Genomic DNA, 18,812 nt, shown 5'->3' on the forward strand with positions numbered 1-18,812 from the left:
TTTTTATTTTTTTAAAAGTATAGAGTTAAACAAATCCATTTCATTTGAAACAAGTATAAAACTACTCGGTATAGGTTTTCTTTTGATAATGATAATGGGGATATTACAAATTTTAGCGGCCTTTATCTTTATTGATAAATACCCAGATTCACCACTTTCTTTAGTCAGGATAACATCACAATTATATTTTTTTATAATATTAATTTCATCATTCAGATCATTATTTGGAAATTCTAAAATCATTTTTTTTATTGGAAAACCCGATTTTTTTGCTATTTCTAATGACGTTTTTTTGGGTAAAATTCTAAAATAAGTAGTTTTTTTTTCCCAATAAGATTTTAATTTTTCTATAGTTTGTACTCCTGTTAAAGCCAGTAAGGTAGAAAAGGCATTGTTATTTAGATAATCTATTACTTCTTGATAATTTTTTTTATAAATGATCTTGTCTGAAATTATTCTTTCGGGGTATTTTCTTTCAAAACGAATAACGGGAATTGACAAGATACGATGTGCTTCTTCTATACATTCATGTAATAATTCAGCAAAGGGATGAGAGGCATCAATAATCGTTTGAATGTTATTTTTTTGGCAAAATTGAATGAGTTCATTGGGTGTAAATACACCAAAACGGTAAATTCCAAATTGATTATTTTTATCAAATTCAATCTCTGTTTTGGTAGAATAATAGTAAACTAAAGCTTCTTTTTCTAGAAGCTTTGTTACTTTTTTTCCTTCTGTAGTACCTCCAAAAACTAATAGCATTTTTATTAAATTCCGAAATTGTTTAGTTGAATTATTGATTGATTTTTACTTCTTTTCCTGTTCTAAAAATATGTTTCCATTCAGGATTGTATAAAAAGGAACGATTTTTTCTGGCTCCAATAGCTGCTCCAACAATGACTAAGGTTGTTAAGGTAAGTTTGTTATCACGAATTATTTGTGCTAATTCAGTAAGTTTTCCTATAAATACTTTTTCATCTTGCCACGTAACTCTATACAAAACAGCTACTGGTGTATCCTCTGGATAATGTTCTAATAATTGTTCTTGAACTGATTTGGCAATGGTAGCACTCAAAAAGATACACATAGTGGCTTGGTGTTTTGCCATTTCATTTAACTTTTCATTTTTAGGAAGAGGCGTTTTTCCTTCTCCTCTAGTTAAAATAATACTTTGTACTACTTCGGGAATGGTAAATTCTGATTTTAAATAAGCGGCAGCGGCTTGAAATGATGAAATGCCTGGAACAATGGAATAATCCATTTGTTTTTCATCAAAAATGGTCATTTGTTCTTGAATTGCTCCGTATATAGATGGATCACCCGATTGCAAACGAACAATTAAATTACCTTTGGCATAGTGCGTACTCATAATTTCTATTTGTTCTTCTAAAGTCATACTCGCTGAATTACGTACAATAGCATTTGGTTTTGCATAATGTGTTAATTCTATTGGTATAAGGCTTCCTGCATATAAAATTAAATCGGCTTCTTCTAATAATTCTTTTCCTTTTACAGAAATTAAATCGGCTGCTCCAGGCCCTGCTCCTACAATTATTATTTCAGCCTTTCGTTGTGCCTTTTTATCTAATGATAGAGCTATTGTATGTTTTTTACCTGAAACTAAGTGTATTTTTTTCTTTTCTAAAATTACTTCGTCATTTTGTGCTAATAGCATTGCAGATGACTCTGCAACACTATAAACGCCCAATTTGCTCATAACTATTTCTGATGGATTTAGAACCTTTTTTGAATTTAACTCGTTTGCCGTAAAAGTGATAAATGGTATTTGTAAGGTATTGGCTAAATTTAAAAAGGCTTCTTCATCATGTTTTACATCCAAAGAACCTAATGATTTTATAGATTCTACTGCTATGTTTTGTTGTTTTAATTCATTTTTAAATGATGTTTCTAACAAATCGGATTCAATTCCTCTAGAACAGCCCATACCCATAGTAATAACGGGGGCATAATAATATAAAGCGGGAATTGGAGCTTCATAAGTAGTATAAGTTACGGCTATAAAAAGTTCATATTTAGAAAAATTAATAGCATCATAATGATAATAAATAGTTACAAAATCGGGTTTATTTCTTTCTAAAAAAGTACAACCTCTATCTTTTATATCTAATAATAATGCCGTGGGTTTATTATTAACAAATAAGGAAATGATGGCATTCATTTCTAAGGTGCTTTTACTTTTCCAATTATATTCTTTTGATAATGTATCTAGGGCCCAAATATTTTGTGTATCACTAGAAGTTGTAATAACTGCTTGTGCTCCTAGTACTTTGGAAAGATTTTGGGTTATTGCATTAGCTCCTCCTAAATGTCCCGAAAGTACTGATTGCACAAATTTCCCTGCATCATCTATATTAATAATAGCGGGGTCTTTTATTTTATTTTGAATATAAGGAGCAATACTTCTTACACAAATACCTAGTGCTCCAATAAAAATAAAGGAATCAAATTTTTGAAAATTATTTTCTAAAAAAGAACTAATAGATTCTATTTCTGTTACATTATTATTTTTTCTAGTCGATACTAATATGGATTTTTGAAATTCTTTTTGAATAATTACTCCTAATTCAATTCCTTTATCAGTACTTGCTATAATTGCTGTTTTATTCATTTTTCTTTTTTTCTGCTGTTAATATAGTAATTGGATTATGGCTATCTAAATTAATTTCTATAGGGTCTAATAAATGGTAGTTAAACTTTTTGATCGTTTTAATAAAGGTTTCTTTGCTTTCTTTTTTTACAGCATTTATTACAATTTTCCCTCCTGATATGAGGTATTTGTCTATCAAGGAAATGAGTGCTTCTAACTTGTTACCGTGTCCTCCAATAAAAACACTATCAGGAGTAGGAATTGTTTTTAAATCTACTTTAAAAAAATCATGGATTATCTTCGTTATTCCAGGCGTAGAATGTTTTTTAGTGTTAATATCAAAAATTATACTACATTCTTCTCGTTTTTCAAAAGCTATGATATTTAAATGAGGAAATTGCGTTTTTGCTTCAATAGATACGGATCCTGTACAAAATCCTATATCCCAAAGGGTTTTTCTATTATATAAATCTAACTGGGATAGGCTAATTAAACGTATAGGCATTTTGGTAATCATATTAGGGCGATTTTCTAAACCTATAAATTCAACATCGCTAATTCCCATTTTTTTTTGTTTTTCTTCTTCTTTTATCAGTAGTATACAATTTAGTGGATCAAATGTTTTTTTAGCCGCTTCTATTAAACTTAAAGAGGTTATTTTTTCTTGTTCAGCGTCTAATGCTTCACCGACTATCATTTTATAATGATCAAAATTGTAGTCTAACATTCGTTGAGCTATTGTATTCGGATTTTTAGTAGTGTCTGTTAAAATTCCGATTAAGCTTGATTGTTTAATGAGTGCTATATCTAGTTCTTGCCATGAGCGTCCATGGACTGATGTATTGACTATATTTTGATATGATATAGTATTTTTGTGGCATAATAGCTGTAAACTGTTAAAGGTAGGATATACTTTTATATTAGCGTTAGGGTGATATTTTTTAATGGTATTGGCAAAACCATAAAATAACGGATCTCCTGAAGCAAAAACAATGATAGGTTTAGTTGCTTTTTTGTATTCATTAAAAAGAGTTGTTATGTTTTTGTTTATTTCAATCCAATGATGGATAATGGGTAATTTATTCTGAACCAATTCATAATGTCTTTTTCCTCCTGAAAAAAAGTGGTTTTCTTTTAATATTTTTTTTACCTCATCACTTAAAATAAAATGAGGATTATTAGAAATTCCAATCACATAATAATCTATAATTGACAATTGACTATTATCAACATTAAGTGTTGATGCAAAGGATAAATTATTACTCATACTATTACTCATTAATCAATTATTCTAACAACAGTATCTTTTTCTTTTCTTTTTTCCCAACGAAGTAGTTCTAATTCAGGTTGTGTATAAAACGTATCAACATATCCCACACATAAATAAGCAATTAACTTGTTTTCTTTTGGAGCATTTAAAATATTTTTAACTTTTTCTTCATTTAAAATACTTACCCAACCTATTCCTATATTTAAAGAGCGTGCTGTTAGCCACATATTTTGAACCGCACATACGACACTATATAATCCCATTTCAGGCATACTCGTTTGACCTAATACAGGGTTATTAGAGGGTTTATAAAATACCGCTATGTTTACAGGAGATTCTATAATTCCTTCTAATTTTAGTTTTATATATTCTTTTTGTTTCTCATCTTGAAAACAAGCAATGGCTTTATGATTTTCTTCGTCAAAACTTTGTTTTATCTGTTCTTTAACGGTCTTATTTTTTATAATTAAAAACTCCCATGGTTGCGAAAAACCGACAGATGGAGCATGTAAGGCAGAAAACAATAATTTATCTAGTAAATCATTATCAATGGTCTTATCTAAAAATCTATTGCCTCTTACATCTCTCCTATTTAGAATAATTTCTTCCAATAAGTTGGCTTCTTCTTTACTGAAGAGTTTTCCTTTTTTCATTTTATTTACTATTTATTGTATGAACTGTAAAGGCAGCATTTACGATACTTGCTGCTACATTACTACCTCCTTTACGTTCTCTAATAATCACATAAGGAATAGTTGTTAAAGCTTGTAATTTTAGTTTTGATTCTATTACGTTAACAAATCCTACTGGAACACCAATTACGCCCACAGGGTTTCCTTTTCCTTCTAATATCTGTTCGCATAATTCAAATAGTGCTGTAGGTGCATTTCCTATTACATATAAAGCATTGGGGTGTTTTTTTAGTGCTAATCGGATTCCTGCTTGACTACGGGTTATATTTTCTTGTTCGGCTACTATTGTTGCTTCTGGATCATTAAGATAGCAGAGCACTTGGTTTTTGTATTTATTTGAAAATTCTTTTGTTATACCTGATTGTACCATCGTTACATCGGTAATAATGGTTCCTCCGTTTTGGAGATAATCATTCCATTTTTTGATAGAATCATTATTAGATAAATATAAATTTTCATATTCAAAATCGGCTGTAGTATGTATACAACGCATGACAGCCCATCTGTCTTCTTTAGAAAGATCGGTTCTTTTCAAATTTTGTTCAATTTGTCGAAAACTTTCATCTTGTATTTCTTGACCTGTATGGGGTTTTCGAGCTAAATATCCTCTTGGTGTTACTAAGAAATTTTGGAATTGATAGGTTTGTGAATTACCTATCATTACAAGTGAAAACATATCTACTATTTGAGTATCAAATTCCCCTAAAGTAGTTAGGATAATATGTTCATCAGGACGTGTAACTTGACGAATTACAGCAACTGGAGTTGAAGGACTACGATGCTCTAAAAAAATTTCTTTAAAACGATTAAGCTGCCAAAAACGTTTTTTGCTTCTTGGATTATATAATGATGTCACAAAATCACCTTTGGCAGCTGCTTGAATTCTATTTTCTATTGTAGTCCAAGGAGTCATTAAGTCAGATAATGAAATACAACAAAAATCATGTCCCAGAGGGGCTCCTAATTTTCCAGCCGAGGCTATAAATGCGCTGATTCCTGGAATAGTTTGTAGGTCTATTTCTTTATCTGTTTGTGTACTGGCGTATTGGTAAACTAAAGATGCCATGGCATAAATACCTGCATCTCCTGAACTGATTACTACCACCTGTTTTCCTTTTTCACAAATATTAACCGCTAATTCTGCTCGAGCTTCTTCTTCTGTTAGTTCTTTTCCTATACATTCACAATTTTCTTTTAGTAAATGTTCTATAAATTGAAAGTAATAATGATAGCCTATCACCACATCAGCATTAGCCAAAACACTTTGTGCTAAAGGCAAAATATATTCTTGGCTTCCAGGTCCAATACCTACTACGCTTAATTTCATTTTCTTTTTTTTATAATTAACAATGAGAAATAAGGTATTTCTCTGTTTTTAATATCTTCTATATCGGTTGTAATGTATTGTTTGGTAGTACCTAATCGTTCACCATACAAAACTGTTAAATTATTGGATTCTAGAATATTCATTAAATTATGAATTATACTCCGTACTTTAATAAGTACTACTGTTTCATAATCTTTTAGTATCTTTTCTAGCTCATTATCGTTTTTAATTCGGGGGATAATGGCTATTTTTTCGTTTAATATAGCTAAAGGAACTTTATGTTCTGCTGTTCCTAATATAAATGAAGGTAGTCCTGCTATAATTTCAACATTTAGTTCTTTTTTTTGAATGTGTTCTAGTAGATAGGCAAATGTGCTATAAAATAAACTATCTCCTTCGCTTACAAAAGCAATAGTTAATCCTTCATTGTAATCTTTTAGTATAGATTGAAAAGTGGCTAAATAAGTTGCTTCTGCTTGACTTCTATCATCTGACATTTGAAGAAACATTCCTACTAACTTTTTTTCATCTAACTGATGGTATTGCAGAATAGGTAAAGAAAAGCTTGTTGTTTTTCCATTAGCCAATAAAGAGCCTGGATAATAAATTTTATCTGCATTTTGAAGTACTTTTAACCCTTTTAGGGTTATTAATTCGGGATCTCCTGGTCCTAATGAAACGGCATATATTTTTCCTTTCTTCATTGATTATTTCTTTACCAACTTTCTGTCGTTATTTGTTTTATTTAAATTCCTAATATTTTTTTTAAGGTTGTCAAACGGGATTTTTTAGTGACGATTTTATCTTCTTCTTCAAATAGGATTCCTTTTACGGCCAAATGATGGCCTATTTGCTCCTTACCTACTTCGGTTTCAAAACCTATAATTTGCGTTCGATATTTGCATAATTGACAGTTCATATTAGGATTTCCTTCTTCGGCTTCTTTTATACGTTCATCAATTGTTTGCAATAATAATTCATGGCATTCAAAGGAAGCGGTATAAAAATATTCTGTTTTTGAGTCTTTAGCAAATTCTTCAACTTGGGTATATATTTTTTTTAGCAATACTCCTGTGAACAGGAATACTGGTAATACGATAACTCGTTTAAAAGGAAGTGTATCTACTAAAGTTAAACTTTCTTTTAATAATGGTTGAGTTACTCCTATATAAGTAGTAGTTGCAAAACCAAACCCCATGCCTTCCCATAGCATTCGAGTCATTTTTGCTATATCTGAATTAGCATCAGGATCAGCGGTTCCGCGTCCTACGACTAATAAACAGGTATCTTTTCGATCTATAGTTGTTAATTTGGTTTCAACTTTTTCTATTAATTTTTTGGAGAGTTGTAGTATTGAGGGGGTTATTCCAAAATGTTTTCCTAATATAATTTTCAAATCAGGATATTGACTTTGTATGGTATTCATTTCGTAAGGAATGTCATTTTTAGCATGACTTCCAGCAAAAAGAATAGCAGGAATGGCAATTATTTTTCTAACTCCTTTAGTATAAAGACGTTCTACTGCTGCTGCATAAATGGGATGTGAAAATTCTAAAAAACCATAATCTACCTCATAATTAGGATAACGCAGCTTTAAAAGACGTACTAGCTCTTTAAATCCAGTAACGCCTTCTGGATCTCTGCTTCCATGTCCACAAATTAAAATTCCTTTTTTAGTATTCATTTTCTTGTACTATTTTAATTGGATTATGATCTATAGGAAAAGCATATTTTCCTAGTATAAAAACGACAGGCATTGGCACTGTTTTGATTTCTAATTTTTCCTCCATTTCATCTAAAGTTCCACTAAAAATGGTTTCGTCTTCTTGAGATACTTTCGAAATTGCGGATATATATAAGGTTTCATCAGGTGTAATTTTTTTAAAAGTGGTAATTACTTCTTTCAAATTTTTATACCCCATATACATGATAAGTGTAGTTCCTGTTTTTAGCATATTAGCTAATGCCTCTAACTGTTCTAAATCGTATGTAGCGGTATGGCCTGTACAAAACAGAACTGAATTCGTTTTGTTTCGTTCTGTAAGTGGAATATGTTGTGAGTTAGCAGCGGCAATTCCTGCTGTGATTCCAGGAATAACTTCAAAGGGAATATTTTTTTGGGTTAGAAATCGAATTTCTTCTGCTACTCTTCCATAAATAAAGGAATCACCGGACTTTAAACGGACAATTTTTTTTCCTTCTTGAGCATATTTAAAAAATAGCTCATGAATCGTATCTTGACGTTTCATGGCATCTTCTACATCTCCGTATTTTCGACCTACATATATTTTTTTGGCATTAGAGGATGTTAGATCTAGAATTTCTGATGATATTAAATTATCATATAGAATAATATCTGCCTTTTGAATTCTTTTAACGGCTTTTACTGTAAGTAACTCAGGATCTCCTGGACCAGCGCCTACAATACTTATAGTAATTGGTATTTGATATTCTAAATCCATATTTTTATTGTTCATTTAATAAGTCTAACGGATTGGGATACTTAAATGAATAGTTTAATTTTGTTTTGAGTTTATCTGAATTTATAATTTTATAGGATTCATTCGGACTAATAACAAATGTAGGTTTTTCTAAACCTATTTTTTCAGCTGCAAGTTCATAATATTCTTTCCGCTTAGGATGGATGTCGGTACTAGCATTAAATATTTCACCCCAAATTTCTTTAGCTATAATGGTTTGGATAATATTAATACAATCATCTTGATGAATTACGTTTATAGGCGCCTCTCCATTTTCCACTCCTTTTTTGCCTGCTAAAAAACGCCCTGGCATTCGATCATAACCGATTAATCCAGAAAAACGAATTATGGTGGTTTTAAACTGGATTTGATTTAAAAGCATTTTTTCTACTATTAATAAAGCTTTTCCACTATCTTTTTGAGGCATTCGTATTTCTTCTTCTGTTACGATTTCATTTGTATCAGGATAAACAGATGTAGAACTTATAAAAAGTATTTTTTGTATTTTACTTTTTAGTATTTCTGGTATTAATTGTTCAAATTGTTTGGTATGAAATAGAATAATATCAGCTCTTCTCTTAGGTGGAAAATTAATTATCAGAATATCCGAATCTAAAAATTCTGTTATTTCTTGTCCTTCAATATCGGTATCTGTTACTGAAATGAAGTAAGGTAAAATTCCTTTTTGTTTTAATAAAGGAATTTTATCAAGATTTGTAGTAGAGCCTTTTATTTCATAGCCTTTTTTTATTAGACTTTCTGCTAGAGGTAATCCTAACCAACCGCAACCTAATAGACTTATTTTTTGTCTTTTCATTCGCTTTCTGTTATTCTTATTCTTGAACGAAGATACAAATCAAAATAAAGGAAAAGGATAATTCCTAGGAATCCTATACCTATTAAATTATTTTGTAAATCGTTTAATTCTAAATTAGAATTAAAAAGAGTTATTATTTTATAAATGGGAATAATAAAACACATTATGGTTATTAATATGTTTAATTTAAAACGATGTTTTTGAATCTTAGTCCGGTCAAATGTTTTTAATAATTTACTTAATAAGTAGGAATCTATTGTTCCTGTAAACATTAATCCTATGGAAAAGACAACGCCTCCTACTACTGAAAATAACCAATGATGAGTTCCTGAAACGGCTAATCCAAAGGCAGCAATTTGTGATGATGTGTCAAATATAAAACCAAAGATAACTCCTGTTATAAATACTGTAATGGGATGGATACTTTTATCTAAGAATTTAGGTATTAAGTATTTTTTTATATTCAAAGAATAGGTTGTTTCTGACTGTAATAATGTTATTATATTCCTAATTCCCATAGTAAATAGTAAAAACATAGGCAACCAATTAAGTAAGGAATCAACCCAAATAGGGACTTCAAAATTATTTTTCAGATAACTCAATACCAATGCTATTAGTGTAACCATTACACCATGTCCTAAAGTAAATAGGGTTCCAACCCATTTAGACCAAGTATCATTTTTTTCATGTAGTCGATACGTATAATTATCTATTACGGTAATATGGTCTGGATCTAGACCATGTCGTAAACCTAAAATAAATAAAATAAGTAAGGCTGATAAGTTGTTGCTTAATAGTTCCATGAGTTGATAACTTAATTTTTAGAAGAAATAGGAAATGCTTCCTTTTATAAAAAAGGGGGTTCCGGGTGTATTATGAAAATCTGTCACTGCTTCTGTTTCATTTTTCAATCGTGATTTATCATAAAATTGTGCTTCATCCCATTTTACATTAAATATATTTTCAGTAGAAAGGCTCATTTCATATCGTGGTCTAGTATATCTAATAACTAAATCTGTTATGGTATAAGGCTTAGAAAATATAGATCCGTCTTCAACAGCAGGACGTTCTCCCATAAAACGATAGCGTAAACTGGCGTTAATACCATTCTCTAACTTTAAAGTTAAGCCTCCTGTTGAGTTCCATCTAGTATATAAAGGAATCAGATTTTCTTCTTTGGGAGCTTCTTTTAAAAAACTATATGCGTAATTTAAGTTCGTATCTGCCCATAAAAAATCTGTGAATTGGATTTTTAAAGAGGCATCTATCCCGTATTTTCTACTGGAACCTAAGTTTTCAAAGCTTCCATCATCTGAAATAAATTTAAATTCGGAACCACTATCAGTCCACCAAGCTGTAAAATTGAAAATAGATTTTTTGTATAGCTTCATTATAAGGCCTAAATCAAGACTTTGAGACTGCGGAACAGGATTACTGGCAGTGGGATCTTTACTGACTGCTGTATGTGCATAATTGGAATGAAAACCTATACCCCATTTTGTAAATATTGTCAAATTAGAGGTAGGATTAAAATATAATTGTGCCTTTGGGTTAAAACGGTAGACCGCTTTTTTGCCTGAATTATTATCATTTATTTTGTCTTTTAAATAAAAATCGAAAAGCTCATTTCTAAAGCCTAATTTGAGTGACCATTTAGGAGCAAACTGCCAATCTTCGTCTACATATAAACTATAATTAGTAATTGCTACATGATCATTTGCTGCTTTGCTCAAAAACGCTCTTTTTAAGACATAATCTCTCCCTAATCCTAATATATCGGTTCGAGTAACAAACCCGACTTCTGAATATAATTTTGTTGTTCCTACATTATCTAATCTATTATAAACACTTTTTAATCCAAACAAATCTCTTTTTTCCCACTGTAATATTTCATCTCCGTTAATAGGATCGTTCATAAAAAAAGTGAAATTTGAAAACAAGTCGAATATGTTTTTGGAATAATAGAATTGATTTTTCCAAGATTGAGTTTCATTTAACTTTGTATCTAATATTAGATTTGTATTAAGTCTTGAAGCTATTCCTCCTTCAGAATCATCTATAGAACCATATCTAGATAAAGTCCCCTTTTCTATGGCTCTTAAAGGTAATTGTCCAGAAGCATTCCAGCTACTTGAAAAATAGGATCCTGACAATACAAGGGCTGTTTTATTGGTAAGTTGAGCATTGTATCTTCCAAAAAAATTAAATCTTTTAAATTTTAATTTGCTTTCAAAAAAACCATCTGTATAATTGTATTCTGAAGCAAAATAAGCATTATCATTCCACTTAGAAACTAAATGTTTTTGATCTAGCACTTGAAGCATTGCTAAAACTCTTTGGGTATTAAATAAACCTGATTCTAGTTTAATATTATTTTTTTCTAAACGATATTTAGAATTAAATTGAGCTGCTCCTGCTACTGAAAAATCACCAAGACTTGCTTCATAAGGTCCTTTAAAAAAATGAACGTTTCCTATGGTTTCAGGAATCATAAAGTGCATATCTGCATACCCTTGTCCATGTGCATGAGAAGGCAAATTAGCTGGTATTCCATCCATTTGAATAGAAAAATCTGTTCCGTGATCATTATCTGTTCCTCTAACAAAAATTTGTTCTGCTTTTCCTCCACCTGCATGTTGTGCAATAAATAATCCAGGAACTGCTCTCAGTAAATCTTGTCCTGATTTTATTGGTTGTAATTGTAAACTAATTTGATCTATTTTATTTTCTTGCTTTTTGGCAAACGCTGTTGTAATTACTAGTTCTTCTAGATTCATTACATTATGTAATAAGGAAACATTTAGTAATTTTTGTTCGTTCTTTTTAAAATTTATTTTTAAACTAATTGAATCATATCCTATATGAGTAATAATAATCGTTTTTAATCCCTCTGAACTAAATTGTAATGTATATGAGCCATTTTCTTCTGATACGGTACTTTCTCCTGATTCTTTTACTTTAATGGTTGCTCCTACAATTTTTGTTTGATTTGTGGCATCTAAAATAAAACCATGAATCGTACTTTGTGCTTTTATGTTAGAAAAAAAGAATAAGAATGAAAAAATACAAAACCAATTAAATAGTTTTGTGAAAAAATTATTTTTCTTTTTTTTAGGTTCGATTATACTATTTGAAGAAAATAATAGGTCTTTTTTTAACAATATATTTTTTAGAATATGAGTTGTAACTATTCCTCTTGAAGTTTCAATATCTACTTCCTTATACCAAGTATTTTCGGGTTGGATATTTACAACAGGTCCTTTTTTACAAAAACCTTGACATTTAGTTCGAATGGTATGAACTTCATCGTTTAATTCTTGTTCTGTCAGAGTTTTTCGAAGTACTTGAATGTTTTCTTCTGCTCCATTATCTGTACAACAAGTACCATTACATAAATAAATAATTTTTTTAATCTTTGATAGATCCTTTGACATCTTAATTTTTTTTTCGTTAATAATCCCGTTAACTGATTATAAACGACCATAGAAAAAGGACGTGTGAAATAAAGGAAGCATTATATTCACTCATTAGCCTTTACTCCGAAAGCCGCGAATCAATGCAAAGGCAGGTCTTCTGACTTGTTCCAATTATAACGCCTTCCCGTTTTTATTTTGAAATGAAAATAGTGGCTAATTGTTATAATCTTTTTTTAGAACTTACAGCAGCGGGTACTGTTCCAGATTTACACTGGATTCCCTTTTAATTTGTTTTCATTTCTTGAAAACAAAACCATTGCGGTTACGAAAGTACAAAAAACTAAATCATCGTGATACATTATTAAAAAAAATAAAAAATACTACATTTTATTAATAATATAGTTACAATTGAAATTAATGCAACGGCATGATTTATAAAGGATACTTTTTTAAATTCGGAATGCTTAATTATTCGAGTATTTATTCCTATAAATGGTTTTTCAACTAGTTTTCCATAATATATATTAGGTCCTCCAAAACGACAATTCATGATAGCTGCTAAAGCTGATTCTGGATAACCTGAATTAGGGCTTGCGTGTTGGTTTCCAAATTTTAATACAAAAGAAAACAAGTTAGGTTTTCCGCTGATTATAATCATCAAAAAAGCCGTAATTCGAGCTGGCACATAGTTTACTACATCATCTAATCGAGCCGCAAATTTTCCAAAATAAAAATACCTATCGCTTTTATAACCAATCATAGAGTCCAAAGTATTGATCATTTTATAGGTCATCATGAATGGTAATCCTCCGATAGCGTAATAAAAAAGTGGTGCAATTACGCCATCACTCAAGTTTTCAGATAAAGTTTCAAAAACGGCTATTCTTATTTGATTTTCTGAAAGTGTCGTAGTATCTCTTCCTACAATCCAAGATAGTCGTTTTCTTCCTGCTTCTATTCCTTTTTCTTCTAATGTATTAAATACTTCTTTTCCTTCTTGGATTAAACTTTTGTTAGCCAAGCCATAAAAAATGAAAAGACAGGCAAATAGACTATAAAGAATGGGATTAAATTCTAATAAAATATTTGATAAAAAATAAAAAAATAAAAAGACAAAACTACATAATACAAATGTTAGAAAAATTCCTTTTATAAATCGAAATTTTCCTTTATTTAAAAGTTTTTCTCCTAAATAAATTGTCGTACCAAAAAGTCTGATAGGATGTGGTAACCATCTAGGATCTCCTAATAATAAATCTAATAAATAACCTATAACCAAAGGTCCTAAAAAAATAATTAAAGAATGATCCATTGATTAATAGCGTTTATTAAAAGTTGATTTTCTGGTGGTTTTTGAGTAGCTAATCTAAAATATTGTGATGAAAGTCCTTTAAAATTACTGGCATCTCGAATAAGTAATTGATGATTCTTTAGAAGATATTCCTTTAGTTCTGAAGCTGTTTTTATATTTGTTTTACACAAGAAAAAATTAGTTTTTGTTGGATAAACTTCTATATCTTTAATTTGCTGTAAGGTGTTTGCAAATTGAGTAGTATCTGCTATTATTTTTTCTATAGGTAATACAATATTAGAAGCATTTTTAACTATATATTTTCCCGCTTCAATTGCCATAGTGTTTACAGACCAAGGCATTTTAAAGGTTTCTATTGCTTGAATATTTTGTTTTTGACTCATCATATAGCCTAATCGCAAACCGGGTATAGAATATGTTTTAGTTAATGACTTTACTATCAATAAGTTTGAAAAATTAGAAATTTCATCAATCATAGAAATTTTACTTTTTGTAAAGTCTACATAAGCTTCATCTATTACAAACAAGACTTTGGGATTATTTTCTAAAAGAGAATGAAGTATTTTTTTTTCAAAAATAAATCCTGTTGGGTTATTTGGATTACCTAAAAAAACAGCTTGTGTAGAAAAATGATATTTTTCGTGTACATCTGACCATTTTATATAATCTAATGTTATGTCATAGCTAGAACAAGCGTCATTATATTCTGCAAATGATGGTATAATGATGGTGGCTGATTTTTTTTGTAAAAAGTGTGCAATCAAATAAAATGCTTCGGTAGCACCATTCGTTACTAATAGTTGATTTGGTTTTAATTGGTGCCAACTCGCTAATTCCTTTTGTAATGATTCTGCATTGGCTTCAGGATAACTTGTAATTTTATCCCAATGTTGAAAAAGATGTTCTTTTAATCCTTTAGGAGGATCTTCATAAAAAACATTGGAGCTAAAATTTACTTTAATCTTTCCTTTATATAAATAACCATCGTCTCCGTGTCCTAAAATCATGCTTCTTTTTCTTTAAGAACTTTATAAATATAATGAATGTCTATATGATCTCTCAAATGTTGTGCTAACAAATCATATTGTTCTTCTTTAAAAGATTTATAATCAAATATAGTAGTTGTTAAATCTTTTTTTGTTTGTAAAAGTAAATCATTAATTACAATATCATTATCCAATATGCCATGAATATAGGTTCCCCAACATTTATCTGATAGGTAATAGCCATCATTTGTTTTATTATCAAAAGTGTTTAAAGGTGATTTTGTATTTTCTACTGTGGAAACCCCCATGTGTATTTCATAACCTTTGCATATTTCTTGGTATTCTTTAAACTGAAATTGCACTTGCCGAGTTGTTTTTTCTTGTGTAAGAATTGTTTCTATAGGAAGTATTCCTAAACCTGCCATACATTCTATTGTACCTTCAATATGATTAGGATCTTCTATTGTTTGTCCCATCATTTGATAACCACCGCAAATCCCTATCACAATTTTATTATTTTTATAGCTATTTATAATGGCTTTTGCAACGCCATTATTTTTTATATCAATTAAATCTGAAATAGTATTTTTGCTCCCTGGAATAATTATAATATCTGCTTTTTCTATTTCTGAAGGTATTTTACTATAAAATAAATTTACATTTTCATGATGTTCTAGGACATTAAAATCAGTATAATTAGACAGTTTATTCAGTAAAATAACAGCAATATTTATTTTATTTTCTTTAACTAAAGAAGGTTTATTTTGAAGACTAACAGAATCTTCTTCTTCTATGTAAATATCTTTTCTATAAGGTACTATTCCTACGACAGGAATACCACAAAGATCTTCTATTATTTTTTTACCCTCTTCAAAAAGACGTGAATCGCCTCTAAATTTATTAATAATAATTCCTTTTAGTAAAGCTTTTTCCTCAGCTGTTAATAAGGCAACACTTCCATAAACGCTGGCAAATACTCCTCCTCTATCAATATCTGCAATTAAAAAAGTAGACGCATTTGCGTATTTTGCCATCCGCATATTCGTTATATCTCGATGTTTTAGGTTTAGCTCTGAAATACTTCCAGCCCCTTCAAGTACTATAGGATTGTATTTTTCTGATAATCGTTCATAAGCCGCTTGTGCTTCTTTTAATAATTCTTGTTTATCATTTCCCATGAAGTAATCAAAAGCGGATTGATTTCCTAGTGGTTTTCCATTTAAAACAACTTGTGAGCTTTTATCATTAGTAGGTTTTAATAAAATAGGATTCATGTCTGTATTACAATCAATGCCACATGCCTCTGCTTGAACTGCCTGAGCACGACCTATTTCAAGTCCTTCTGGTGTAGCAAAACTGTTGAGTGACATGTTTTGTGATTTAAAAGGAGCTGGAGTGTAGCCATCTTGTTTAAAAATACGGCAAAATCCTGTATTAATAATACTTTTACCTACATCAGAGGCTGTACCAACAAACATTATAGGTTTTAATTTCTGCATAAAATTCATTCAATATAGAGGGTTGTTTTCCAATATTTTGCAACTAAATCTTTAACTTTTAATTCAATTGATTTTAAACGATAGGGATCTATAATTAACCCCATAAATGTTCCACTATGAGCAACAAATAAACCACAATTATTTTCTATAGCAAAATCATGTAACAAACTAAATTTTTTTTTGGGTATTACAGACTGGTTAATAATAGCACTTTTTGTAATACATTTAAAAAAGGTTGAGTAATCTTTGTTTTTAGCACTCTTTTTTAAAGTCAAATAAATATTTTGAAATTCTTCTATTTGATTTTTAGAATATTTTCGGTCTTGGGATGTTTTAATTGTATCAATATTTCGATCTGGATCTGAATCAAAATATAACATAGCATAAGGAATAGAGGCTAAAGTATCTAATATTTCTCCTGTTTTTTGATTAAATAATAAAGAATTTAAATCTAAACAAGGATCTGTAGGATCTATTTTAGAAGCTATTTTATAAAGAAAATGATTTGAATATTGCGTTTTATATAATTCATTTAAAGCTAATAAAATTCCCAATATATCTGTAGAACTAGAAGACAAACCTTTTCCTATTTTAAAATTTCTTTCTTGCTTAAAATAAATTGTATCAACAGGTGTATTTCCTTTTTTTTTTATGAGTGAATGAAATAATTCTAATGCTTTTGCAGATTTAGCGCCTAATTTTGTTTCTTCTTCAATAGGTTCTGTACTTACAATAGTCGTTGTTTTGAATAGTTTAGAAGACTTATTGCTTACTAAAAATGGTTGATTTTTATCAAAATTCCCTTGAAGGAGTTCTCCCACTTTAGCGTAAGTAGTAATCTTAATTGTCATTTTATTTTTCTTTATAGATTTACAAAGATAAAAATTGGGAATTGATTTTTATCTTTGAAATTATGAAACCTCAATTTCTCATAGCAGCTCCATCTAGTAACTCTGGAAAGACAACCATTACTCTAGGGTTATTACGATTATTAAAAAATAAAGGATATAATGTACAAGCGTTTAAATGCGGTCCTGATTATATTGATACTAAACATCATACGAAAGCCGCAGGTCAGCCAAGCATTAATTTAGATACTTATATGATGAATGAACATCATGTCAAAACATTGTATCACAAATATAGTCAGGAAGCGGATATTTCTATTATAGAGGGTGTAATGGGGCTTTTTGATGGAGCAAACCGCATGCAAGGAAGTAGTGCTGAAATTGCTATTTTATTAGATATACCCGTCATTTTAGTTGTTAATGCTAAATCTATGGCTTACAGCATAGCACCATTATTATTTGGACTTAAAAATTTTAACCCAAATATAAAAATTGCAGGTGTTATCTTTAATTTTGTTAATACTGAAAGTCATTATTCGTTCCTAAAGGATGCTTGCAATGATGTAGGAATTGATGCGTTAGGCTATCTCCCTTCTAATCCTGAAATAAACATTCCTTCACGTCATCTGGGACTGTTCATATCTCCTGAAAATGATTATGAATTAATAATTGAAAATGCGGCAAAACACTTAGCTCAATTTATTGATATAAGTCGAATTTTATCAATCGGCGAAACGTCTCAATCTAATTACGAAAAAACTATTTATACGGATGAAAATACCAATAAAAGCAACCCTTTTTTAAAGAACTATAAAATAGCAGTAGCTCATGATGATGCTTTTAATTTTACCTATTTTGAAAACATAAAAGCTTTAAAAAAAATGGGAGAAATCATCTATTTTAGTCCTCTAAAAGATGCTGAAATGCCAGAAGCGGATGTACTGTATTTAGCTGGAGGTTATCCCGAATTATATTTAGATCAATTAGCTACCAATACAGCCATGCGTGAATCTATTTTTGATTTTTGTTCTAATGGAGGAAAAGTAATAGCCGAATGTGGTGGCATGATGTATTTAGGTGATCAAATAATTGATTCAAAAGGAGTTGGTTATTCTATGGTAGGTTTTTTACCCATACAAACTTCAATGGAAAAAGCCCAACTTTCTTTGGGATATCGAGAAGTACAACTTAATAACCAAACAATTAAAGGACATGAGTTTCATTATTCTAAAGTAATCCAAAAGGGAGACATAGCAACTATTGGGAACGTTTTTAATGCTAAAGGAATAGCAGTGCCTACACCTATTTATATGCTAAAAAATGTGGTGGCATCTTATATTCATTTTTATTGGGGAGATTCTGATATTATTAGTTACTTTTTTTAATTTTTCTTAAAACAGATCTTAATTTTAAAAACAATCAAAAAAAAACGGTATATTAATTACATAGAATAAAATATATCTTAATTTATCCTATCTCACTAATAAATAACTTATCTGTTCTTCATTCTCTATAAACCTTGAAAAAGAAATTTTGAGCGTACCTAATTTCACCTTA

16 protein-coding genes and 1 riboswitch are annotated in these 18,812 nt (G+C 29.9%); of the genes, 1 reads left to right on the forward strand and 15 read right to left on the reverse strand.

Annotated features, from left to right (window positions below):
* Nucleotides 1-3 precede the first annotated feature (3 nt).
* The 15 genes from cobK to NAB20_RS12570 form a co-directional block, all read right to left on the reverse strand.
* Nucleotides 4-762: a precorrin-6A reductase gene (cobK, locus tag NAB20_RS12500; RefSeq protein ID WP_127822977.1), complete on the reverse strand. Its 759-nt coding sequence runs from the start codon at nucleotides 760-762 to the stop codon at nucleotides 4-6.
* Between the two features lie 31 nt (nucleotides 763-793).
* Nucleotides 794-2,629, reverse strand: coding sequence for a precorrin-4 C(11)-methyltransferase (gene cobM / locus NAB20_RS12505; RefSeq protein WP_105196700.1), 1,836 nt, complete (start codon nucleotides 2,627-2,629; stop codon nucleotides 794-796).
* A complete protein-coding gene (gene cbiE, locus NAB20_RS12510; RefSeq protein WP_127822975.1) occupies nucleotides 2,622-3,875 on the reverse strand; it encodes a precorrin-6y C5,15-methyltransferase (decarboxylating) subunit CbiE in 1,254 nt (417 codons plus the stop codon). The genes cobM and cbiE overlap by 8 nt, the downstream gene beginning before the upstream one ends.
* Nucleotides 3,876-3,886: 11 nt before the next feature.
* On the reverse strand, nucleotides 3,887-4,531 hold the full coding sequence (bluB, locus tag NAB20_RS12515; protein ID WP_105196701.1) for a 5,6-dimethylbenzimidazole synthase: 645 nt from the start codon (nucleotides 4,529-4,531) through the stop codon (nucleotides 3,887-3,889).
* A gap of 1 nt (nucleotide 4,532) precedes the next feature.
* The gene (gene cobJ, locus NAB20_RS12520; RefSeq protein ID WP_088390847.1) at nucleotides 4,533-5,897 is read right to left on the reverse strand and encodes a precorrin-3B C(17)-methyltransferase; all 1,365 of its coding nucleotides are present in this window, start codon (nucleotides 5,895-5,897) and stop codon (nucleotides 4,533-4,535) included.
* Nucleotides 5,894-6,601, reverse strand: coding sequence for a precorrin-2 C(20)-methyltransferase (cobI, locus tag NAB20_RS12525; protein ID WP_088390849.1), 708 nt, complete (start codon nucleotides 6,599-6,601; stop codon nucleotides 5,894-5,896). Before cobI ends, cobJ begins: the two co-directional genes overlap by 4 nt.
* A gap of 41 nt (nucleotides 6,602-6,642) precedes the next feature.
* Nucleotides 6,643-7,581 (reverse strand): sirohydrochlorin chelatase, encoded by a 939-nt coding sequence (locus NAB20_RS12530; RefSeq protein ID WP_375605214.1) that lies wholly within the window; start codon nucleotides 7,579-7,581, stop codon nucleotides 6,643-6,645.
* Nucleotides 7,571-8,359 carry a uroporphyrinogen-III C-methyltransferase gene (cobA, locus tag NAB20_RS12535; protein ID WP_105196719.1) on the reverse strand — a complete coding sequence of 263 codons (789 nt, stop codon included), beginning with the start codon at nucleotides 8,357-8,359 and terminating at the stop codon, nucleotides 7,571-7,573. Before cobA ends, NAB20_RS12530 begins: the two co-directional genes overlap by 11 nt.
* A gap of 4 nt (nucleotides 8,360-8,363) precedes the next feature.
* Nucleotides 8,364-9,194: an SDR family oxidoreductase gene (locus NAB20_RS12540; RefSeq protein WP_088390853.1), complete on the reverse strand. Its 831-nt coding sequence runs from the start codon at nucleotides 9,192-9,194 to the stop codon at nucleotides 8,364-8,366.
* A complete protein-coding gene (locus NAB20_RS12545; protein WP_105196704.1) occupies nucleotides 9,191-9,997 on the reverse strand; it encodes an NAD+ synthetase in 807 nt (268 codons plus the stop codon). Before NAB20_RS12545 ends, NAB20_RS12540 begins: the two co-directional genes overlap by 4 nt.
* 18 nt (nucleotides 9,998-10,015) lie before the next feature.
* Nucleotides 10,016-12,628 carry a TonB-dependent receptor domain-containing protein gene (locus NAB20_RS12550; RefSeq protein WP_375605215.1) on the reverse strand — a complete coding sequence of 871 codons (2,613 nt, stop codon included), beginning with the start codon at nucleotides 12,626-12,628 and terminating at the stop codon, nucleotides 10,016-10,018.
* A 111-nt stretch (nucleotides 12,629-12,739) separates the two neighbouring features.
* A riboswitch (cobalamin riboswitch) is annotated at nucleotides 12,740-12,943 on the reverse strand.
* A gap of 28 nt (nucleotides 12,944-12,971) precedes the next feature.
* Entirely contained in the window at nucleotides 12,972-13,922 is a 951-nt protein-coding gene (cbiB, locus tag NAB20_RS12555; protein WP_375605216.1) for an adenosylcobinamide-phosphate synthase CbiB, read from the reverse strand.
* Nucleotides 13,907-14,929, reverse strand: a complete 1,023-nt coding sequence (locus tag NAB20_RS12560; RefSeq protein WP_127822972.1) for a histidinol-phosphate transaminase — start codon at nucleotides 14,927-14,929, stop codon at nucleotides 13,907-13,909. Before NAB20_RS12560 ends, cbiB begins: the two co-directional genes overlap by 16 nt.
* A complete protein-coding gene (locus NAB20_RS12565) occupies nucleotides 14,926-16,407 on the reverse strand; it encodes a cobyric acid synthase (RefSeq protein WP_219845026.1) in 1,482 nt (493 codons plus the stop codon). Before NAB20_RS12565 ends, NAB20_RS12560 begins: the two co-directional genes overlap by 4 nt.
* 5 nt (nucleotides 16,408-16,412) lie before the next feature.
* Nucleotides 16,413-17,258: a hypothetical protein gene (locus NAB20_RS12570; RefSeq protein WP_105196708.1), complete on the reverse strand. Its 846-nt coding sequence runs from the start codon at nucleotides 17,256-17,258 to the stop codon at nucleotides 16,413-16,415.
* A gap of 62 nt (nucleotides 17,259-17,320) precedes the next feature.
* On the opposite strand from NAB20_RS12570, the gene NAB20_RS12575 reads away from it, so the two are divergent.
* Nucleotides 17,321-18,640: a cobyrinate a,c-diamide synthase gene (locus NAB20_RS12575; RefSeq protein WP_375605217.1), complete on the forward strand. Its 1,320-nt coding sequence runs from the start codon at nucleotides 17,321-17,323 to the stop codon at nucleotides 18,638-18,640.
* The last annotated feature ends 172 nt before the right edge of the window (nucleotides 18,641-18,812 follow it).

Source organism: Flavobacterium davisii, from assembly GCF_042182265.1.
Lineage (GTDB): Bacteria > Bacteroidota > Bacteroidia > Flavobacteriales > Flavobacteriaceae > Flavobacterium > Flavobacterium davisii.